Source organism: Virgibacillus sp. (assembly GCF_013393565.1).
GTDB classification, from domain to species: domain Bacteria; phylum Bacillota; class Bacilli; order Bacillales; family Amphibacillaceae; genus Virgibacillus; species Virgibacillus dokdonensis.
This window is the reverse complement of the sequence record NZ_JABXHF010000010.1, coordinates 1-20,158: the sequence shown is the minus strand read 5'-3', so window position 1 is coordinate 20,158 and position 20,158 is coordinate 1. Positions and strand designations below refer to the sequence as shown.

20 protein-coding genes are annotated in these 20,158 nt (G+C 32.4%); 10 read left to right on the top strand and 10 right to left on the bottom strand.

Annotation, left to right across the window (positions count from 1 at the left end):
- Positions 1 to 12 precede the first annotated feature (12 nt).
- From HLX49_RS03550 to HLX49_RS03520, 7 genes are all read right to left on the bottom strand, one after another.
- The gene (locus tag HLX49_RS03550; RefSeq protein WP_296360829.1) at positions 13 to 6,483 is read right to left on the bottom strand and encodes an SNF2-related protein; all 6,471 of its coding nucleotides are present in this window, start codon (positions 6,481 to 6,483) and stop codon (positions 13 to 15) included.
- Between the two features lie 144 nt (positions 6,484 to 6,627).
- Complete coding sequence (locus tag HLX49_RS03545; RefSeq protein WP_296360828.1) at positions 6,628 to 7,014, bottom strand: hypothetical protein; 387 nt, start codon at positions 7,012 to 7,014, stop codon at positions 6,628 to 6,630.
- A gap of 4 nt (positions 7,015 to 7,018) precedes the next feature.
- On the bottom strand, positions 7,019 to 7,393 hold the full coding sequence (locus tag HLX49_RS03540; RefSeq protein ID WP_296360827.1) for a hypothetical protein: 375 nt from the start codon (positions 7,391 to 7,393) through the stop codon (positions 7,019 to 7,021).
- 109 nt (positions 7,394 to 7,502) lie between these two features.
- Positions 7,503 to 8,054: a restriction endonuclease gene (locus HLX49_RS03535; RefSeq protein WP_296360826.1), complete on the bottom strand. Its 552-nt coding sequence runs from the start codon at positions 8,052 to 8,054 to the stop codon at positions 7,503 to 7,505.
- A 21-nt stretch (positions 8,055 to 8,075) separates the two neighbouring features.
- On the bottom strand, positions 8,076 to 8,393 hold the full coding sequence (locus tag HLX49_RS03530) for a hypothetical protein (RefSeq protein WP_296360825.1): 318 nt from the start codon (positions 8,391 to 8,393) through the stop codon (positions 8,076 to 8,078).
- A gap of 60 nt (positions 8,394 to 8,453) precedes the next feature.
- The gene (locus HLX49_RS03525; RefSeq protein ID WP_296360824.1) at positions 8,454 to 8,756 is read right to left on the bottom strand and encodes a hypothetical protein; all 303 of its coding nucleotides are present in this window, start codon (positions 8,754 to 8,756) and stop codon (positions 8,454 to 8,456) included.
- 20 nt (positions 8,757 to 8,776) lie between these two features.
- Positions 8,777 to 10,123: a DNA topoisomerase gene (locus HLX49_RS03520; protein ID WP_296360823.1), complete on the bottom strand. Its 1,347-nt coding sequence runs from the start codon at positions 10,121 to 10,123 to the stop codon at positions 8,777 to 8,779.
- A gap of 255 nt (positions 10,124 to 10,378) precedes the next feature.
- On the opposite strand from HLX49_RS03520, the gene HLX49_RS17055 reads away from it, so the two are divergent.
- From HLX49_RS17055 to HLX49_RS03495, 6 genes are all read left to right on the top strand, one after another.
- Positions 10,379 to 10,456: a putative holin-like toxin gene (locus HLX49_RS17055; protein WP_367112718.1), complete on the top strand. Its 78-nt coding sequence runs from the start codon at positions 10,379 to 10,381 to the stop codon at positions 10,454 to 10,456.
- Positions 10,457 to 10,850: 394 nt separating this feature from the next.
- A complete protein-coding gene (locus tag HLX49_RS03515) occupies positions 10,851 to 12,062 on the top strand; it encodes an Alp7A family actin-like protein (protein ID WP_296360838.1) in 1,212 nt (403 codons plus the stop codon).
- 11 nt (positions 12,063 to 12,073) lie between these two features.
- Positions 12,074 to 12,436: a hypothetical protein gene (locus HLX49_RS03510; RefSeq protein ID WP_296360822.1), complete on the top strand. Its 363-nt coding sequence runs from the start codon at positions 12,074 to 12,076 to the stop codon at positions 12,434 to 12,436.
- A 15-nt stretch (positions 12,437 to 12,451) separates the two neighbouring features.
- The gene (locus HLX49_RS03505; protein ID WP_296360821.1) at positions 12,452 to 12,619 is read left to right on the top strand and encodes a hypothetical protein; all 168 of its coding nucleotides are present in this window, start codon (positions 12,452 to 12,454) and stop codon (positions 12,617 to 12,619) included.
- Complete coding sequence (locus tag HLX49_RS03500) at positions 12,612 to 13,265, top strand: Fic/DOC family protein (protein WP_296360820.1); 654 nt, start codon at positions 12,612 to 12,614, stop codon at positions 13,263 to 13,265. Before HLX49_RS03505 ends, HLX49_RS03500 begins: the two co-directional genes overlap by 8 nt.
- Before the next feature lie 70 nt (positions 13,266 to 13,335).
- Complete coding sequence (locus HLX49_RS03495; RefSeq protein WP_296360819.1) at positions 13,336 to 13,713, top strand: hypothetical protein; 378 nt, start codon at positions 13,336 to 13,338, stop codon at positions 13,711 to 13,713.
- A gap of 19 nt (positions 13,714 to 13,732) precedes the next feature.
- Here the strand turns inward: HLX49_RS03495 and HLX49_RS03490 are convergent, their stop codons facing one another.
- Both HLX49_RS03490 and HLX49_RS03485 read right to left on the bottom strand, forming a co-directional pair.
- On the bottom strand, positions 13,733 to 13,975 hold the full coding sequence (locus HLX49_RS03490) for a DUF3847 domain-containing protein (protein ID WP_296360818.1): 243 nt from the start codon (positions 13,973 to 13,975) through the stop codon (positions 13,733 to 13,735).
- Complete coding sequence (locus tag HLX49_RS03485; RefSeq protein ID WP_296360817.1) at positions 13,965 to 14,207, bottom strand: hypothetical protein; 243 nt, start codon at positions 14,205 to 14,207, stop codon at positions 13,965 to 13,967. Before HLX49_RS03485 ends, HLX49_RS03490 begins: the two co-directional genes overlap by 11 nt.
- A 319-nt stretch (positions 14,208 to 14,526) precedes the next feature.
- Between HLX49_RS03485 and mobQ the strand changes: the two genes are divergently transcribed.
- Together mobQ and HLX49_RS03475 are read left to right on the top strand one after the other, a co-directional pair.
- Positions 14,527 to 16,599 carry a MobQ family relaxase gene (gene mobQ / locus HLX49_RS03480; RefSeq protein ID WP_296360816.1) on the top strand — a complete coding sequence of 691 codons (2,073 nt, stop codon included), beginning with the start codon at positions 14,527 to 14,529 and terminating at the stop codon, positions 16,597 to 16,599.
- A gap of 88 nt (positions 16,600 to 16,687) precedes the next feature.
- Positions 16,688 to 18,052, top strand: a complete 1,365-nt coding sequence (locus HLX49_RS03475; RefSeq protein WP_296360815.1) for a hypothetical protein — start codon at positions 16,688 to 16,690, stop codon at positions 18,050 to 18,052.
- A gap of 254 nt (positions 18,053 to 18,306) precedes the next feature.
- On the opposite strand, the gene HLX49_RS03470 is transcribed toward HLX49_RS03475, so the two are convergent.
- Positions 18,307 to 18,588 carry a DUF1433 domain-containing protein gene (locus HLX49_RS03470; RefSeq protein WP_296360814.1) on the bottom strand — a complete coding sequence of 94 codons (282 nt, stop codon included), beginning with the start codon at positions 18,586 to 18,588 and terminating at the stop codon, positions 18,307 to 18,309.
- 92 nt (positions 18,589 to 18,680) lie between these two features.
- On the opposite strand from HLX49_RS03470, the gene HLX49_RS03465 reads away from it, so the two are divergent.
- Both HLX49_RS03465 and HLX49_RS03460 read left to right on the top strand, forming a co-directional pair.
- Complete coding sequence (locus HLX49_RS03465; protein WP_296360813.1) at positions 18,681 to 19,937, top strand: Tle-like phospholipase domain-containing protein; 1,257 nt, start codon at positions 18,681 to 18,683, stop codon at positions 19,935 to 19,937.
- Positions 19,919 to 20,158 (top strand): hypothetical protein (locus HLX49_RS03460; RefSeq protein WP_296360812.1); only part of this gene is annotated, 240 nt, incomplete at its 3' end. The genes HLX49_RS03465 and HLX49_RS03460, both read left to right, overlap by 19 nt.

Sequence of the window (20,158 nt, the reverse complement as noted above, 5' to 3'; positions counted from 1 at the left end):
ACTCCATAAAATTTAAAGTTCAATACCTAAATCCTTGCTTTTTTTATTTTGCTTACGCATCGCGTTATCTTCCTGGTTATTTAATTCTTGGCCAAACTCCATTTTTAAATTCAATTCTGATTGTTTCTTTTTCAAATTTTTCAGTTCATCTTTATAAGGAAACGGTTTTTTTAATTCTTTTTCTACCGTGTTTAACTGCATCTTGACTTGATTAATACCTTCTTTTAAATTCATAATTTTATTTTCATACTCTGTAGGTATTTTAGTAAGTCGTTGAATATTGGCCTGCTCTCTTGATTTAACTTCTACATCAAAATTACTTTTCCCTTTTAAACCAATATTGAGAGTAAAAGAATCTCTCCTTAAATAAACGTCTAACCCTTTGTATTTCCCAATTATACAAGGCTTTTCATTAACATTTTCAATAGATGTATTAATAACAGCTTTAAGAGCTTTCCCAGCCTCTTTTTCACAAGTGAAACTCATCCCATCTAATTCTATTTCAAAGCCTTTAGGATAGTTATTGACAGTGAATAAATCATCTTTTATTTCCCTAATTTTATTATTAAACTCTTTTATACGATTAGGATAGGTTTCAGTTAGATTTTGCTCCATAACAGCTTTTTCATTTTTCCAACGGCTCTCTACTAATTTTAATCGCTCAACTTCATTATCTAATGTCATTTTTTCCAGTAACAACGGATTACCAGTTGCTACAGCTTTCACCTCAGCAGCTGAAAGCACCGTTTCGTCCGTATCTTCACAAGAACGAGATACGTTTTTCCCCGTCATTACTTGAGAAATATATCGAAGCTTTTGCTCTTGAATTTGCCATAAGTAGCTATCAAATGTTCCCTTGGTAACATATCGGAATATGGCCACTTTATTATTACTATTTCCTTGACGAACAATCCTTCCATCCCGTTGTGTTAAATCAGCAGGTCGCCATGGACAGTCTATATGATGGCCAGCAATTAATTTATCTTGAACGTTAGTACCTGTACCAACTTTACTTGTACTTCCTATTAGGACTCTAACTTCACCTTTTCGTACTTTAGCAAATAATTTATCTCGCTGCGCATCTGTTTTTGCATCATGTATAAAAGCAATTTCTTCTCCTGGTACACCTTTTTTCATTAATTGGTTTTTAATTTCATCATAAACATTAAATTGATTTGATTTTGGTGTGCCACTATCACAGAAAATCATTTGTGTGGATTGATTTTCTGTGGTTCTATCCCAAATTTGGTATACATTGTAGACACATTTGTTTATCTTCGAATTTTCATCTGTCGGTGCATTTTCGTCAATTAATCGTGGATCAATAGCCATCAATTTTGCTTCGTGAGTTAGTTTTAGCATATTATCTTCTGATGGATCTACTTCACCACTTCTTATTTTTTCCGATCTCTCTACAAATTCATCCATCTTTTCTTGCTGGTAATCGGAACACTCAGAGACAACGATTTCCGCCTTTCCGTTTACTAGTTCGGGGACAGGTAAATTGAGCATCTCAGAAGTTTGAATATCCGCAACTAAGTTAAACATACTCATTAGCTCTGGAAGGTTGTGAAATTTTGAAAATCGAGATTTCATTCGATATCCAGACCCCTCTGGTGTCATTTCTAACGAAGAAACAACTTCCCCAAATGTTCCTGCCCAATTATCAAAAAATTCAAGCCCAGCTCTATTTAACGCCTCTGGCTGTAAAAACCTCTGCATAACAAATAATTCAGACATACTATTCGTAATAGGTGTTGCAGTAGCAAAAACCACACCTTTGCCCTGGTTTACTTCCTGAATGTACTCACACTTCATCTTCATGTCTGTAGCCCGTTGACTGGATGAAGTGCCAATTCCAGCAACGTTTTTTAGCTTCGTTACTGTATACAAGTTTTTGTATACATGTGCTTCATCCACAAATAGAAAATCGACACCTAAATTCTCAAAGTCTATAACTCTGTCTTTTTTGTCCTCGTTCATTAGTTTTTTCAACCTGTTTTCTAATGATTTTTGAAAAATCACCAGTTGCTTAACGCTCCAGTCTCTTCCATCCGATTTTTTGGCTTCGCTTATTTCATATGATAAAGTATTAATCTCTTTTCTTAAAATGTTTTCTTCTCTTTCTTTTGAGATAGGAATCTTTTCAAACTGACTATGACCAATTATAATTGCATCATAATCGCCCGTTGCTATTTTAGATACAAACCGTTGTCGATTTTGTTTTTCGAAATCCTTTTTGGTAGTTATTAATATATTTGCCCCAGGGTAAAAACGCATAAATTCCTTAGCCCATTGATCCACAGTATGATTCATAACAACAAACATAGGCTTTTTAACAGAACCAACCTGTTTCATTTTCATTGCTGCTGCTATCATAGTGGCCGTCTTTCCTGCACCTACTTCATGTGCCAACAAAGCCCTACCTGTGAACAAAATTCGTGCAGCTGCATCCTTTTGATGTGGGCGTAATTGCATCTCTTCATTCATATCTGGAAATGCGAGGTAATCTCCAGTATATGTGCGTGGTCTAATTGCATTATAATTTGTATTGTAAATAGTAAGTAAGTGTTTAGAGCGCTCAGAATCACTAAATAGCCAAGAACGAAATGATTCTTGTATTTCTTGCTGTTTGGAACGAACAATCATGGTTTCTTTAGGATTAATTACATATTTTTTTTGTTCATTACCATTACCATCAATGTACTTGACTGGATCTTTGACTGTTGATTCTTGAAGGTTAAGACAATCCTCAAAGATTTGATACGCATTTCTACGTTTCGTACCGTAAACGGAACTTGCTTTAACAGATTCGTATGTATTGTTTTTACCTTCTACTCTCCAAGTATTTGTATAGGGCGCATAAGTTAACTGAATACCATATCTACTGGTTCTTAAATAACCAGGGGTTTCCATTAACTCATGCATAAATTTTTCATAGTATTCCTTCGGAATCCAAGGAGATCCTATTCTAAAACTTATATCTCCAGGTAATAAAGGTGCTGGCAGCACATCTTCTAAAGCCCGTACATTTCTAGCAAACAAATCAGGATTACTTTTAGCGACCAACTTTGCATATTCTAGCTTATCACGAACATTACCTGTTAAATATTCATCACTGAGTTCCCATCCGTGATTCAAATCCCCATTATATTTTTTAGGATTAAGATATATTTTATCGCCTAATTCTGCAATAGTACTTTCTACGTCTTTAGTATAAATTTGAGACATATATGGCAGGTCTACTTTCATATGTCTGTTCAGTGACATTTGTAGAGCTTCCAAAGCTGTTTCAGCCTTTTTTTGAGTTTGTTGAGGTCTTATCGTAGCCTTATAAAAAATTTCTGCCTTTGTAAATGTCCCATCGTCTTGTTCTTTTTCAATAGATAATAATAGTGGCAGCTGTATATCTTCAAAAAAGGCTCTTTTATTAGGACGTTGATTAATAAAGCCATGATTTTTAACAAATAAATCATACTTATCATTTAAAACCTGTTGTAATTGCGACAATTCCTTTGGATTATAATTATCTGACTGAATATGAATAACGTCTTGTAACGCAGTTCTAATTGCACATAATCCTTTAATTCGTTCTGTTTCTTTTTTTCCAAGCTTTTGTGGGATTAGCATTTTATTTTCGCAATAGTATAATTCGTCATCTTTAACAACATACGTATAATTCTTTATATCTGAAGAAGCTTCTATTTCTTTATTTTCATTATCGATTCCTTTAGATTGAGTATTTATAATATCTGATGACACAGTAGGGATTGCACTAAACGTACCTTTTACATTTTGTATTGCTTTATCTAATTCAACTATTAAATCAGTATCTTCATGTGGCACACAAGTTGATTGTTTAACCCCATCATAAAAACCATCCATTATCATGTCACCAAGAACCATATCTGGATTGTTATAAAAGTAGTTATTAATCTCAATTTCTTGGTCATGTAATTCTGATGTGTCAACCCATGATGGTCTATGGTTTAAATCATTAACATCTAATAAGTCTTCCCTTTTCTTCAAAAATAGAATATCAGAAGTAACTTCAGTACCAGCCAACTTTTTAAATGCGTTATTGGGTAGTCTAATAGCTCCTAATAGTTCACTTCTTTCAGCAATATACTCTCTGGTTTTAGTACTCTTTTTATCTAAAGTTCCTTTAGATGTAATAAAAGCAACAATTCCCCCAGGTTTAACTACATCTAATGACTTAGCAATAAAGTAATCATGGATTAAAAACTTATGCTCATCATACCTTTTATCTGATATATGAATGTTGTTAAAAGGGATATTTCCCACAACCACATCAAATTGGTTATCATTAAATTTTGTGGTTTCAAAACCCTGCACTAATATATTCGCTTCAGGATACAATTGTTTTGCTATTCTTCCTGTAATACTATCCAATTCTACACCCGTAAGCGAAGAAGGTCTCAAATTATCTGGTAATACGGAAAAGAAGTTTCCTGTTCCCATTGCTGGATCAAGGATATTCCCTTTCTCAAATCCTAATTGTTTTAAGGTATCATACATTTTTGATATGATCTTCTGATCTGTATAATACGCAGTAATCGTACTTTCCATAGCCTCCCGATATTCTTTTTCTGTTAAAAGCACTTTTAACTCTGTATATTCATTTGACCACTTTTGATTATCAGGATTAAAAACATTAGCTAAACCTCCCCAGCCAATATACCTAGCTAACACTTTTTGTTGCTCTGGGGTGGCCAGCATATTTTCTTCTTCTAATTGCTTTAGTAAACGAATAGCAGCTACATTATTTTTATATTTAGCTTTGTCTCCATTTGTGTAAAGATTGTCAGAAGAATCGTACTGATAATTTTGAATTGGAGCTATTTCTTCGTCTGATTCCTGATTTTGATCTATCACTTTATTTGTTGTAGCGACATCATCTTTGTCTTGATTGTCTCCATTTAAATAAGCTTCAAATTCTATCTTTTCTTTTGCAGAGAAATATTTATCCTGATTAATTAATTGCTGTATCCGTTTGGCTACGTAATCCCACTTCAGTAGCTTAAAATAATCTAACTCAATACCTTTACTATCAAAAGAAACGCTTGTACGGTTAGGGCCACCCCAACCCCCAATGCCATATTCCTTCTTTAAGAACCTAACAGTTTCTTTACTAGTTGGCTTATTACTAAAGAATTCAGCAATGCGGAATTTACTATGAAAAACGTTCGGTCCTTTTTTTAATGTGTCATCAATTACTTTTTGTGTGATTTGCTTGTTTTCTTTATTATCTGTCTGTACCTTTATTTCTTCACCAACAGAATCCCAATCGTTAAATAACTCTAGTTGAACAGTATCCTCAGACGAATTCAAAAAGCCTATTTCTTTTGAAACAGGCTTTGGATCAACAACTTCTTTTTCTTCTATCTCTTTTGATAAATGAATTCTTTCAATACTATTTCTTCTGCTTGTGCTTTCAATTGGTTTTTGTGTGCCGTTATTTGATGAATGTTTTCCGTCTTTGGAGATGGATTCTTTTTCTCTAGTTGTTCCATCAAATTGATTATTTTTTCCTTCGCTTCCTGATCTACTTGATGCATCTTCTCCATTAGAGTTCCTTCCATTTGGAGCTGAGAAAATCGAATCGGATCGTTTTCTTGTAGATACATCATTGCTTGTTTCCCGAAACTCCCTAGGGGTTGATCGTGTTCCTTCTCGTTGCTGATTTGGATTTCGGGATATAGCTTCCCATCTTCTCCCATTTTGTACCTCGTAATCTTGTACATCGTGTCCATGTTTACCATTCCTCTCAAAGTTATACTCTTTTTTTAACTGAGCAATTTCTCTCAAAACAGTTTTCGTGCTTTTATTTATCCAATTACCTAATACGTTTATTTTATAAAGATCCTGTATATCTTTTACAAAGGAAAAGTCAAATTGTTTTTGTGTAAACCCACATTTTTGACGAACCATATATTGAGCGCTATCTAGTGCTAACTTATAAAACGCAGCCAATTTTTCATCTTTTTCAGTTCCGTTGTATTCTTTAAATGCATCTTCACAATGATCTTCAATAGTTAGGTATATTTTGTTGACGATTTCTTCGGTAAATAAATCTATTTTCCCTTCAATACTCATTGAATTAATATCTGGAAAAGAATCCATAATAAATTGCTTTTCTTCTTCATGAACTTCCCATGCTGGCTTTTGTAAAGGAACTCCAGTAGTCTGAGTTATATCAAATAGATAATCTATGACTTGGTTACCTTTTTCATATTTCGTAACCATTATAGCTTTAGAATTCGGGGTAACACTTCTTTTCACTTTACCCCAAATTTTTTCCGTTGCCAACATTGTAACATGCGGATTTTGTGCATAGACAAGAATGGCTTGGTCAAAAGGATATTTATGAATTCTTGCACTAAATGACAAGAAATCTTTCCACTTATCAGAGCCAGTCAATTGCTTTAACATTTCTATGTAAATCGATTGTAAGTTTCTCATGTTGTATTACACTTCCATTTCTTTTATTATATCAGCTCCAATAATCCTTACTATTCCTTACTTAAAGTATAATAAATTATTCTGTAATAGTAAAGTATTAATGGAGCTTTATTCTAAACTTGGATCAATATACTTTATCCTGAATTAGTTTGAGAAAGGACGATCATCATAAATTCCATAATAAAGAGATTCTAACGCAAAGGGAAATGTCTTTCCTTCTGTCCTTCCTTCTCGGGTTAAATATTTTAACGCTTTTTCCCATGTAATGTTTTTCATATCCTCATTATTAACGACAGGCTTCCATTCTTTTAATAATTTAAATTGGTACTTGTCTGTATCACCCTTTTTTATTGTTAATATTCCACCCTTAAAGACCAGTTTATCTTCATACAAATAACCTATATCAAACTTTCTATCGGTAGCTATTTCTTCGGCTTTTTCTTTTGTATTTGTATCAGCAATTGAATTAATTAATATTTCCATTTCAAGATCACCATCATGCAAACCAACTGTAGTAAAATACCTTCTCATAATATTATTTATCTCCCCTCAATAAATAACTAGTATACTTTTTATACAGAACGTCAAATTCATGAAATACTTGGTATAATTCATCTTTTGTATATTTTTCTTTTGGAATCATTAAAAGCATTTTTGATTCATTTATAGTATCAATAGTATGAGGTTCAAGTAATTTAACTCTAAAATATACCTCCCCTGTTGGTTTTATATTTAGAAAAATACCTTCTTTTTTATGTTGAAAAAACAGCATAAAATTATAATTTGTATTAGAATGATACTTCAATTGAAAACCATTTGAATGCGAGTTATTTAATATAATACTATTTGCAGTTTTTGATATTATTTTTTTTGTTAATTCCTTTTTAAACTCTTTTCTTGTTAAAACCATTATCATCATCCATTTCATTAAATTTAAATAGGGATTGACAATTAGCCAATCCCCCTGTATATTGTTTTATTTACTTATGGTGATAACCTATATGATATGTCTTTATTTACTAATCATCTCTTTCCTTTAAAAAGTCACTTGCATGTTTTTCAGGTTTTATCTCGCAAATAAAATCTTGTAGGTCAAAACGGTCTAGTAATTTTACACCACAAGCTGAACCTAATATCTTTGCCTGTTTTGTATAAAATGAATTGGTAATAACCCAAGCTTCGTCTGCTTTATAATAGGCTTTTGCAGCATACACTTCCCTAATTGCATCTAAACTCACACGATGCTTATAACCATATCTTTTTGCTTGTATAACCACTTTGTTTTTTCCTTTTAAAACAATGTCAGCTCCATAATCTCCTGATTTTTTTGTTACTACAGGCCGATACCCTAACTTCTTAAATAATACCTTTAAATATTCTTCAAATTGAAATCCATTCATTCTGTCTATATCTTTAATACCCGACCTTGCCATCTTTCTTTGTTGAAAAATCTTATATATCCAAGGAATACTTTTAACGATAATAAGTATTAAAAAACAGAATATTATATACACGTCATATCGTTGAAACAAACCTATTAAATAAACAACAGACTCGTTTGCTTTCACCATTTTCACCTACTTTTTTAAAAATTACTTCACCCTATTTTTTGTCATTCTTTCAAATAGATTATTAAATTTCTTTTCATATTTTGACATGATTACCATTACTAATAGCGCAGTACTAAAGAGTGAAAGATAAAATAAGGTGAATTGTAAGCCAGCTAAATAACTTGTTTTGAAAGCATTTATGGTATTGGTAATAGGAAATAATAAAATCACACCACTCCCCAATGATATATTGACAATACGCCATAATTTTTTCTCAGAAGAATTTACTATCAAATAAAAAAGTGAACCAAGAGCAAGCGCAAAAAGAATGAAAGCAATAATACTTTTAAATATTAACATCAACAGGACACTCCTCTTGTATTGTTTAAGTCCTAAGTATAGAACCATTCTTTCCTAATCTTAGAGAGGATTGGCAATAAGCCAATCCTCAAAACCATGTTCCAAAATATCATCAATTTCTAGCCACCCAGAATACGCATTAGCTTCTTGTAACTTTCCCTTATTGCTTAATCTATATAGAACCCAACCGTAACCTCTAACTTTCCTATAGCTATAGTACCCCTGTTTCATATATTCACGAGCATCTTGCCAATTAACCTGAATTGGTTTATTACTTTCGTTAACTAGTATGGGATACTTAAATTTTTTAAAAATGCCTAGTCGCTTAATGAATTTAAATTTATTTTTATCTATCCATTCCAATATCTTACCTCCTCTTAATATTACTTCTTATCAGCAAAAACAACCCAGCCTTTTTCTTTATCAAATACAACATCTTTTTTGTATGCCTTGCCAGCTTTGCTCTTTAATCTTACATTTATTTTTTTACCATTAAGTAGCTTTTGAGCTTCATTTTTAGTGATTTTATTTTTCCCCAGCTTTTCTAGACCATTTTTCCATAAACTTGTCATACAACCGTCTTTATAGCCAGAACAATAATACGCCTTTGAGTTCTCGTACATATTATTTCCGCAGTTCGGGCAAGGAGCTATTATTTCTTTAGTTGGGGTAGTCACTTTTTTAATATGTTTTCTCATCTCTATGCTTGTACGTTGAATTAATCCTTTCAGCTCTTCATAGAAAGATTGTTCATCTAAATCTCCATTTTCAATTTCAGCCAGCATAGATTCAAAAAAGGCAGTCAATTTCACACTATAAAGGGCAAAATCTTCAGGCATCATTCCAATTATTTCTTTTCCCAAAGTGGTCGATTGAAGATTGTTTGATTTTTTTTCCACAAATCCTCTATTTATTAAAGTTTCAATTATATCAGCTCTAGTGGCCACTGTACCTATACCCGAAACAGATTTAAGCAATTTTTTCTCATCTTCATCAACTGCATATTTACCAGCGTTCTCCATATCACTAAGCAATGTAGCCTCTGTGTAACGCTTAGGAGGTTTTGTTTCTTTTTCAAAAATTTCATAGTCACCAATATCACCTAATATACATGCTTCTAATGTTCCTTTTTCTATTGAACCTTCAAATAATTCTCGCCATCCTAATTCAATAAGAAACGTTTCTTTTGCTTTAAATGTATATTGGCCGTCATTGAAAGTGGCTATCACTTCTTTTTTAACTGCTGGAGGATAGAAAGCAGCAACAAACCTATTAAAAATTTCATTATATAATGCTTCTTGATCTTTCATTAGATTTGAAGCCATTTTGTTAGTTATTATAATTGCTTCATGATCAGTAACTTTACTAGAATCAATAAAAGAAGACTCTATTATATATCCATTACTTATAATTTTGCTTACCCAAATATTATCCTTATGGGCTTTTAAAAGACCTGGTAATTCAGAATCATTCGCTAGATATTGTGAATTCGTTCTTGGATATGTTACAAGCTGTTTTTCATAAAGACTTTGTGTTACTTCTAAGGTTTTGCTGGCACTCCATTTATACTTTGTATTCATATGTCGCTGTAAAGTAGTTAAATCAAATAGTTTCTTAGGTTTTTCCTTCTTTTCCTTGGAGAAAACTTGGTAATTACTTCTTTCACCTAACTGGTTTAAAACTATGTCAGCATCTTCTTTTGTCATGAATTCATCTTTTTCCGTTTCCAATTCAAAATTGTGGCCACTTTTACTAGTAGCAACCAAAACTACTTATCTAATGGAATATTCTGAAAATTATATATGCTAGTTATTAAATAGCTTATTGGGTATGTAGGGTGAAATTAAAATGAAGATCAATCAGTTGGAGGAAAATTTGTGAAAGAAGCTAGTGAAAGTCAACATAGGAATGTTATAATATATCCAAGTGCATAAGGCTTGTTCGTGGGTGGTGGCTCATTCCCGTTTTGATGGGGGGTGAAGCCTATGTCAGTTTTCGAAAGTTTGGTCTTAATGATCTCTTTCGCTTCACTGATCGTTGCTATTTTGTCACAAAAAAAGTAACCACCCGAAGCCTGGCAAGCATTAGGTGATTACTTTTTATCTTATGCGAGCTGCCCCCTTGAAGGGCTATTGCACTAAACCGTTTGGCGCTGCTACGTCAAACGGTTTTTTTATTGTATGTCTTTCTACATATAGTATACCCGATTTTCAAGAAAATGAAAACAGGTTTGTCATTTTGCATTAAAACAACACTTGTTGCAATAATTCGTTTTGTCTCAATGTCTTTTAAAGGATATAAAGGATGCTTGTAGAAGTAATATTCAATTGGAAATTAAAATAAATACACAATGTTGTTGACTAATAACATAAAAACAGTTGACTTTCCCTCAATTTATGAGATAATAGGATTATAAGTTCACAACGTTGTGAACCAAAATGAATGGAGTGGTACATGATGGAAATAAAAAGGTTAAATGCTGATTTTGGTAATTCAACAAATAATTTTTTAATTGATAGTTATTATTTTGAAATTCCTACTTGTGTGGCAGAGATTAGTAAGGAGCAGGCAGAAGGAGTCTTCACAAATAGTGTTGAGGATGTAGATGATCTGTTAGATCGTTTACTCATATCAACTGTATTGAATGATGAAGAACATTACTATATGGTTGGTAAACTGGCGGAAAATAATCCGTATGCTAACACCCATGTAGGGAAAATGCACGATAAGATAGAAAGCAATATACCTTATGCTGTTTTCCTTGCTGCGATGGCCTATTTTCATAAGCTAAAGGGAGAAAAGGAAATTGCCGAAATTAAAGTTGACAGCATGAAAATGATGTTGCCTATATGGTTATTGAAAAAGGAAGATAAGTTTTCTATTGGGCAATCTAAAATGCAAAACCGTTTTATGGGAGAACATAATGTAAAACTTTTAACTGCAGGCATGGAAACGGAATTGACAATTAATGTAGAACGTTCAAAATGCTACATCGAAAGTGAAGTTGGTAGATGGGCTTTAAAATATAAAATGGCTAATGACCAGGAAAAAGAAGTAACAGCTATTGAAAAGCGTTTGGAATCTAAAATGTTTGATAACCATAATACAGTATTAGTGGATATTGGCGGTGGTTCTGCTGATGCGGTGCTTTTAGCCAAGAGTCTTAATACTCCCGTATCCAAAGATTCATTTCAAGTTATTCAAATTGTTCCGTTTTTAGGTAGACTGGAGAGTTTATGGAAAGAAAAGCTGCTAGAACATTTTACGGATCTGCGTAGTTTAGAAAAATTCATTGTGGCCAATTATAAAAACCAAAAATATGTACTAAAAAACCAGAATACGGGGGAAAAGTTTGATTTAACAGAACCCATCGTGGAAATGCTAAGAGAGTATTCAAAATTACTTGTTTATAAGGTGATGGAAGCTTTTAATAATAAAACAAAAGATGCATTAAAGTTTGTATATTTTGGAGGGGAAGCTCCAATTTTATCTCCATACATTAAAGAAGCTGTTGAGCAAATGACAAATGAGGAAATAATGGAAAATAACCATTACTTCTTATCTGGGTTAATTGATGGTGACGAGTCGGAAATATTTAAACCGACCGCAAGAACGATAAATTTATCGGCTCTTGAGATTCTAAGCTTAAATGAATTAAAACAAGGATAGTAGGGTAGGTTATGGTGCAAAATAAAGAGAAGAAAAGATTAACGTTAACCGGAAACAAGATGCCTGAAGAAATTTACAAAAAGCTAGAAGAGTTAGGATCTACAAGAAGGCTCACACCGTACATTGTGAGCCTTGTTGAAAAAGAACAACAAACAAATCAACTAATCGAAAGCTTAAGCTCCGTTGCAGTAAGAATGGAAGGCATTGAGCACAAGGTTGATTATATATATGAGACAATATCTTCTGGTAATATAAGTACTTATAAGGGACATTCATCAGAAGAAGAGCCAGAAGAAATCGTTCAAGGTGACATTGATGTATCCGATAAAATAATTGGTGGCATTGAGGAAGAAATTGAGGATATAGATTTTTAAGAGAGGGGATTTTGTATGAATGAAAACAGAATGAAAAAAAGCTTGCTATATGCAAAGAAAACTTTAGAAATTGAAAACCTAAAGGTAAGTGAAGAACAGACTAATTTAGTCAAACAAAGATTAAAAGGTGAAATTTCTCACGATCAATTTCTTAAAAAGGCTTTGAAGTTAGCAAATGGATAAATATAATACGCAATCAAAGTACTGTTATGAAGGTACAGACATTTTAATAAATAAATTTGATCTTAAAGATAGAAAGGCATTAGAAAACCTAGAAACAACACTGACTTATGAGAGATTAACAATGCTTTATGATAAACCAATACATGGAGCATTTGGTTTAAAACATTTGCAAAAAATTCATAAGTTCATTTTCCAAGATATATATCCATTTGCTGGCGATTTACGAGATGAACAAATCCAAAAAGGGAATACACCTTTTGCTCATCCAATGTTTCTTTCTAACTATGCCAGTGATATATTTCGGCAGTTAAAAAGTGATAAACATTTAAAAGGATTAGAATATCATGGATTTGTGGATAAGATGTCATATTATTTCGCAGAAGTAAATATGCTTCATCCTTTCCGAGAGGGAAATGGACGAACACAGAGAGAGTTTTTCAGAGTTTTAGCATTAAAAAATGGATATGAACTTGATTGGTCTAATGTAGATTCAGAATCCATGATAAAAGCATCTATTCAGTCTGTTAAAGACTCAAATTCCTTTAATGAAATATTTGATAATGCAATTGTTAATAAACAACCAGATCAAACTTTAATTAATGAATACAAGTCTTTAAAAATAAAAGATAATGAATTAGAGATTTAAAGAGTCCAAATTAAATTACACCAGTCAATGAATAAAATACTTAGTTAGTTGCAAGGAAAGGAGGAGTAAAATGCTAATTTCTCAAATTATATTTATTTTAGCATTTATTTTTATCATAATAGCTATATTCCGATTTATGTCTTCTGATTCTTTTTCAGAGTCTTCTTTCTCCATAAAAATTGATATGGGGATTGCGATAATAGGAGTAATATTATTATTAGCTGGTTTCGGAATAGAAATGTATGAAGACCAAGATGGTAAATTAAAATTAGAGCAAGATGTGGCTATAATGCTAGATGCGCAACCTTCAGAGGTCATCATAGAGAATAGTGAAGATGGATTATTTAGCAAATCAAAAAACACTAGAAAGGTCTTTTTTGATGGAAAGACATATATTTTAGAAGTAGATGGTTATAACGCAAAAAAAATCACACAAGTCAATGAATAAGAGCCTCGTCATGAGACTCTTATTTTTTATGTTTATCTAACTTATTAGATTTTACAAAATTAGAGAACTGAGAGAATACCTCTTCCACATCAGATATGTCCAACTTGTAAAGATCAAAATACTTTTCGGCCAATGCTCCAATTTGGATTAATCTATGTGTTCGCTTCTTCCTTTTATCATACTTAAGTGAACGAGCAATTATCTTTTTTTGCATCTCTAACTTTGAAATTTTATTATCAATTTTTTTAATATCAGACTTCATGCTTCACTTCTTCCAATTTTTCTGATTTAGTACTGTCCATATACAATTCTTTTAGTTGATCAATTAGAATATTAATATCGTGTATATGTTCATACTGTAGGTCAAATGTTTTTATAAATTTTTTCCCAACTGAGTTTTCTAGTTTTCTCAATTCTTTCTTTTTTTTCTCTTGTAATACTTTAATTTGTTCTTCAATGGTTAACATTTTTGCTTGATTGCTTCCAAAACTCATATGATCATTCCTCTCTCTTATTTATGTAATGGATTTTGAACCATCTATATTGATTAGAATTCTACCATATTAAAAATATACAATCAATGTAGCGCTGTTATATAGACGTGCAAACCAAATACATTGATAAGTAATATAAGTTGCTATAATGACGATACAGTGCTAAAATTATCCATAACGAAGTGAACAATGGCGCACTTATACACTCTACCCAAGTGTCGTGCTAAATCCTTTCAACTATGCGTTTCAAGGATTCCGTCAGGCGTGTTTGTTAAAATTCGCTTCGCTCATGTATATATGGAATGGAGATTATTCTTATATGGCTATTTATCATTTTAGTGGACAAGTGATGAGCAGAATATCAAAAAAAACAGGAAAACCTAAAAGTCCGTTAGCATGTGCTGCTTATCGTTCAGGTGAAAAATTAGTTGACGAGATGGATAATCAATCATTCTACTACAAACGTGAAGTGGAACCAGTAACGCATATTCTAATTCCCTCCAATGCTCCTAAATGGGCTTTGAATCGAGAAAGACTATGGAATGAAGTAAATAAAATCGAAAAAAATTACAATGCGCAATTTGCAAGAGAATTTAATGTTGCTCTTCCAGTTGAATTGACGAAAGAACAACAAGAGAAATTAACATTAGAATTTTGCCAAGAAGCTTTTGTGAATAGAGGAATGGTTGCAGATATTGCCATACATAGAGATGACAAAGAAAACCCACATTTCCATGTTATGCTCACTGTTAGACCATTTGAAGAAGATGGAACATGGGGGGTTAAAGCGAAAAGAGAATACAAGTTTGATGAACAAGGAAATCATATTTTAGACAAAAATGGTAAGAAAGCTTTCTATAAAGTTGAAACTACTGATTGGAACAAAAGAGAAACATTTAATTTCTGGAGGAAGTTATGGGCAGATAAAACGAATTTATATTTAAAGGAAAATGGCATTAGTGAAAACATTTCTCACTTATCGCATGAAGATAGAGGAGTTGAAGAACTTCCAACTATTCACGAGGGATATGTAGCTCGAAAATTGGTCAAAAGTGGTATGGAATCAGATCGAGTAAATCATAATAAAGAAGTTAAAAAACATAACGCTATTGTTAAAGATATTCAGAAATATAAGAAGAAAAAAGAACAGATCATATATCAAAATAAATTTTCTAGAAAGTTTTCTCCCATGGAGAAAAAGCACTTAAGTGATATAGCTAAACATTTAAAAATGTTTGTTAACTACAAAAACATAAATGAAAGAAAACAGCAATTAAACAAATGGAAAAAGTCTATTCAATTTAGCAAAGATAGTGAAACTAAATTGAAGCAATTAAACCGTATTGATAATGAGACAGAATTAATAAATCAAGCAGAAGAAATACTTAGTAAAGAAAGTGAACGATTTATTAGAGAATATTATCCAGAACGGGATATTAATTCACTATTGGAAGAAGAAAAAAGCGCAATTGTTGAGGAAACATTAAAAGAAGGAAGATTATTAAGCAAAGAGAAAATTGAAATGCTTACTAAAGAAGTTTATGCAGATAAGATTGAGTCTGAAATCACCAATATCATAAAGAATCGTTTTGCATTTGTTATGTCTCTTGATGAAAAGATGTTGCAACTGGATAAGCGTAGAAGAGAGATTGAAAAAGAAACAAAACTTCATAACAATCCTGGAAGTTTTGAAGAAAAACTATTACATGCAGCTAAAAAACACCCTAAGAAAATTTATGAACTAAAGCACCTTGTTGGGGGAATTAATGAACTTTATAAAGCTAAAGATTTAATTGAAGAACTTTACGATCTTGAACTAAATAAAATATATTCAAATAAGAACTATAAGCATTTCAGTTTAGAGCAAAAAGAAACGTTAGTTGTTGGCTATGAGTATTATAAGCAACCTATTAACTTAGATGATAATCATTCTTTAAGGAGATATACAAATTTAGAACAAGAAGATATTATTCAACGCTATATGCAGTGCAAAGAAAGTGGTAATTGGTATGAATTCAAAAAACTCTACCCTGACTTTCAAACAGATAATCCAAGGTATTTATTATTCTTTAAAGATGAGTGCTTAAAGAATTCTAATCTATCCCATATAGCAACTAAAAAGTTAAAAGAAATTGATCCTGAAAAAGTATCTACAATTGAATTTAATAAAACCGATACTATTAAAAAAATAAATTCTATAATGAATGATCATTTAGATGAAAACACAACGAATCTTTCTTCTGGACTACCAGCTGTCCCAAGCTATGTAATTGATCGTTTCTTAAGTAGTATGATGCAAACCAGGGAACAGTCCACTAAGGCTCAATTTGAAGAAGATTTAAAGAGAAAACGCTACAAGAAGAAAAAGAAACATCGTGGTCATTCCCTATAATAAAAAAGGTGGAATAAAAATGACTGGAAGAATGTTTTTTAAAAGTAATCCAGAGGCGAGGATGGTTATTGAAGGAATACAGGAGTCCATGTCCAATGCAGAATCTTATAAACGTTATTTGAATTTTGTTAGTGTTTTTTCCAAGGATTCTCTTGAAAATCAGATACTTATATATAAGCAAAAACCAAATGCATCTCTTGTAGCTAGTATGGAGGAATGGAACAAGCTTGGAAGAAAAGTAAATATAGGCGCAAAAGCTATAAAAATGATAGACCCCGAACGACGATACAAAGTAAATGTATTTGATGTAAAAGATACGAATGGTGTCTTTCAACCTAAAAATTCTGTAGTCCCTAAAAATGTAACGGAAAGAGAATTTGCTGACAAAATCTTTCAACCTTTATTAAAGCAATTAAAAAAAGATTTACCGATTCAACTAGATACAAACTATAAAAAAGATAGTAATGGTCATTATTCTGAGTTGGAGCATAAAATAGTGCTTAATGCCAATGCCAATAAGGATGTAATCTGCAAAACGCTTATTCAAGAATATGCCCGTTCTATCTTTCATAGTGATACAGGGAAGTATCATGATCTGGAAATAGAAACAAAAAAAATACAATCAGAAAGCACAGCTTACTTAGTTGCTAAAAGCTTAGGGATGGACACAAGCGAATATTCCTTTCCCAATTTTAAAGAATGGTCTAAAGGGAAAAGTAGTAAGATTTTAATGGCTTATCAAGAAGCTATACAAAAAGAGAGTGCTGCTATTGTTAAAAAGGTAAAAGACGTTATATTAGATCATAATATCTCTTTTGATGTTCCAGTTATTTTGGATAGGAATAAGTTGGCCATAAAATCAGGAGAAAAAGATATAGCACTTATCAAGTACGGCAGTAATTATACAATTGCTGTTGGTGAAGTGAGAGAAATAGATTTATATAGCTTAGATCGTGTTAAAGCTTTAGGTTACAATTTTACTAACCAGAAAGATGCAGAGAATGCTTTTGAATTAGTTAAAGGACATATACCTTTATCTAAGGTTACTCAATTAGACACCTTGAAAGGAAACACGCACATTTATCAACGATCACTTGTAGATCCTAAGAGTAAATTAACAAAATCTATGTACTTGGTAGGAATAGCTAGTATGACTAATGTCAAGGCTATTACTATTCCATCTCCAAATTTAACTGCTGCTGAAAAAGTTCTCAATAATTTAATTGATGATAGGAAATTAGAAGTTAAAACCCTCAACGAGCATGAGAAAATGGAAAAAGATTTAGCTAACAGGGATTTGGACTCTGATGGCCTAACAGATTTACAAGAATTAAGAATGGGAACAAACCCAGTTGACCCTGATACGGACGGAGATGGCATTCCCGACAATATTGATCGAAACCCTAGAGTTAGTGATACAGATAGAGGAATTGAATTAGAATTAGGCTTGTAAATATGGTTATAGGGTGGTGTAACACATGGGAAAAAACAAAAATTACATTTTAACTGATGAGTACTTACAAGGTGTCTTAGTGAGGTGAGTTCATCATTCATCTTCAATAGAGGGGAACAACAAAAACCAAGTAGAAAAATTCGCTAATAAAACAGCTTTGAACACAAGTCATTACTGTGTTCAAAGCTATTAAATTTCACTCGTTTAATTTGGAATCATGCTTGACTACTATTGATATAGGATTTTTGGGCTTATTAATAATCACAAGTTTTTTCTTTGCATTCCTCTTTTCTCTCTGGGAAGTTTTCTTTCTCTGCTAAACTTCTCACAATAAAACTCTCTGGATCAATGCTGACAGAAAATTCAGCCACACCATTTATGGAACCTCGAATCATTAATCCACCCATTGGATCGCTTGTATCATTGCTGAATTCAACTTCATTTACGTTTTCATAATTATTTCGTAAATAGCTTTCAACTGTTTCTTTTGCTTTGTCAATTGTTTTTTTATCATAATTTGAATTAGGCGAGTTCACAGAGCATCCTCCTAATAGTATAATTAATGTGGTGAAAACCAATACTTTTTTCAAGCTAACCACCTCTTATTTATTTTGAAGGAGCGTATTCTATGTTAAAAGTAAGCGATGTTGAAGTAGCAGAGATTTCTCGTCAGAGTTACGAAGATGGTTTCAAAAAAATCCCAGTTGAATTTGGACAAAAAACGATTTTTTGGGAAAACACAGAAACTATTCAACATAAAGAAACTGGATTGGACGGTTATGTACTAAAAAATCCTAATTCAAATAATATCGTTATCAGTTTCCGAGGAACAGAACCAGGTTCTCTTAAAGATTATGAAGAAGATCTCTACGGAATTATTCTTGGTGATTCCGATTATACCAAAAAAGAATATGGAAAAACACCTTATTTAGGAACACCTTCTCAAGACGCTGCTTTAACATCTGGGAAGGCGAAACTCAACTCCAAAGATAAAACCATCACGTATACGAATAAAAATCAATTTACGGAAGCTACCCCCATTGTTGAAAAATATGTAAAGAAATATGGAGCAAACAATATCGTTTTTACTGGACACTCTCTTGGAGGAGGTCTTGCGCAGTATTTTGCTGTCAAACATGACTCAAACGCTGTTACGTTTGCTTCAGCTGACGTGTTTGATCTGTTATCTAAAGAAGATCAAGAACGGGCTGTAAATGGAGAATTTAAAGATAATATTATTTCTTACACCTACCCCGATGACATCATTGGAACGTTTTATAACCAGTCCGTTGGATCTGTATACTATGTTGGCGATCCAGCAGAGAACAACGGAAAAACACTTGAAACGCATCGTATTGAAAACTACGTAAGTGAGGATATGTATAATGAAGAAGGCTATTTACTTCCTCACTTATTATACGGTGAAAAAATTAAAGGGCAGTTACAATCCTCTCCATTGGAGTTGAAAAATAGTGGCGTTCACGACTTTCATATCCGTATTCAAACAGAACTAATGCATCAATTGGCCATGGAAATGGAGGAAAGTGAAGAGTTAATTGCAGCCACAAGAACTGCACTAATTCGATTACTGGACGATCATCTAGATTCAATGAATCAATTAAGAAATACATATAGAAACATGATTGGTTCAGGAAAATACGATAAATTAAATACCTCTCATGTGGATGAAATATTTCGTGAATTAACAAATGGTGGAACAGATGGAATTCCTTCTTTAATCAATATAGATGATTTTGAACACCTTTTGGAAAAGCTTCGAAAGAATCAAAATGATACGGGAGAAATAGCCTTCCATATGGTTAAAATGAGTGAAAATTTTAAACAAATAGATCAAATACTTGCTCAATGGCTGCAGATACGATAATAAGGGATGGTGAAACAATGAGTAGTGGAAATGATTGGTGGAAAGATTACCTGGAAACTAATGCACAGAAAAAAGCGTTAGAGAAGCAAATTAAACAGGACTTAGAAGAAAATGTGGATATTACAAAGTTGCGATTAGAGCATAGTTACGCTGTTTTGTCACTTTTACAAAAACATCAGGTTATTTTGAGCAAAATCAACCAATATTTTGACGGAAAAGCA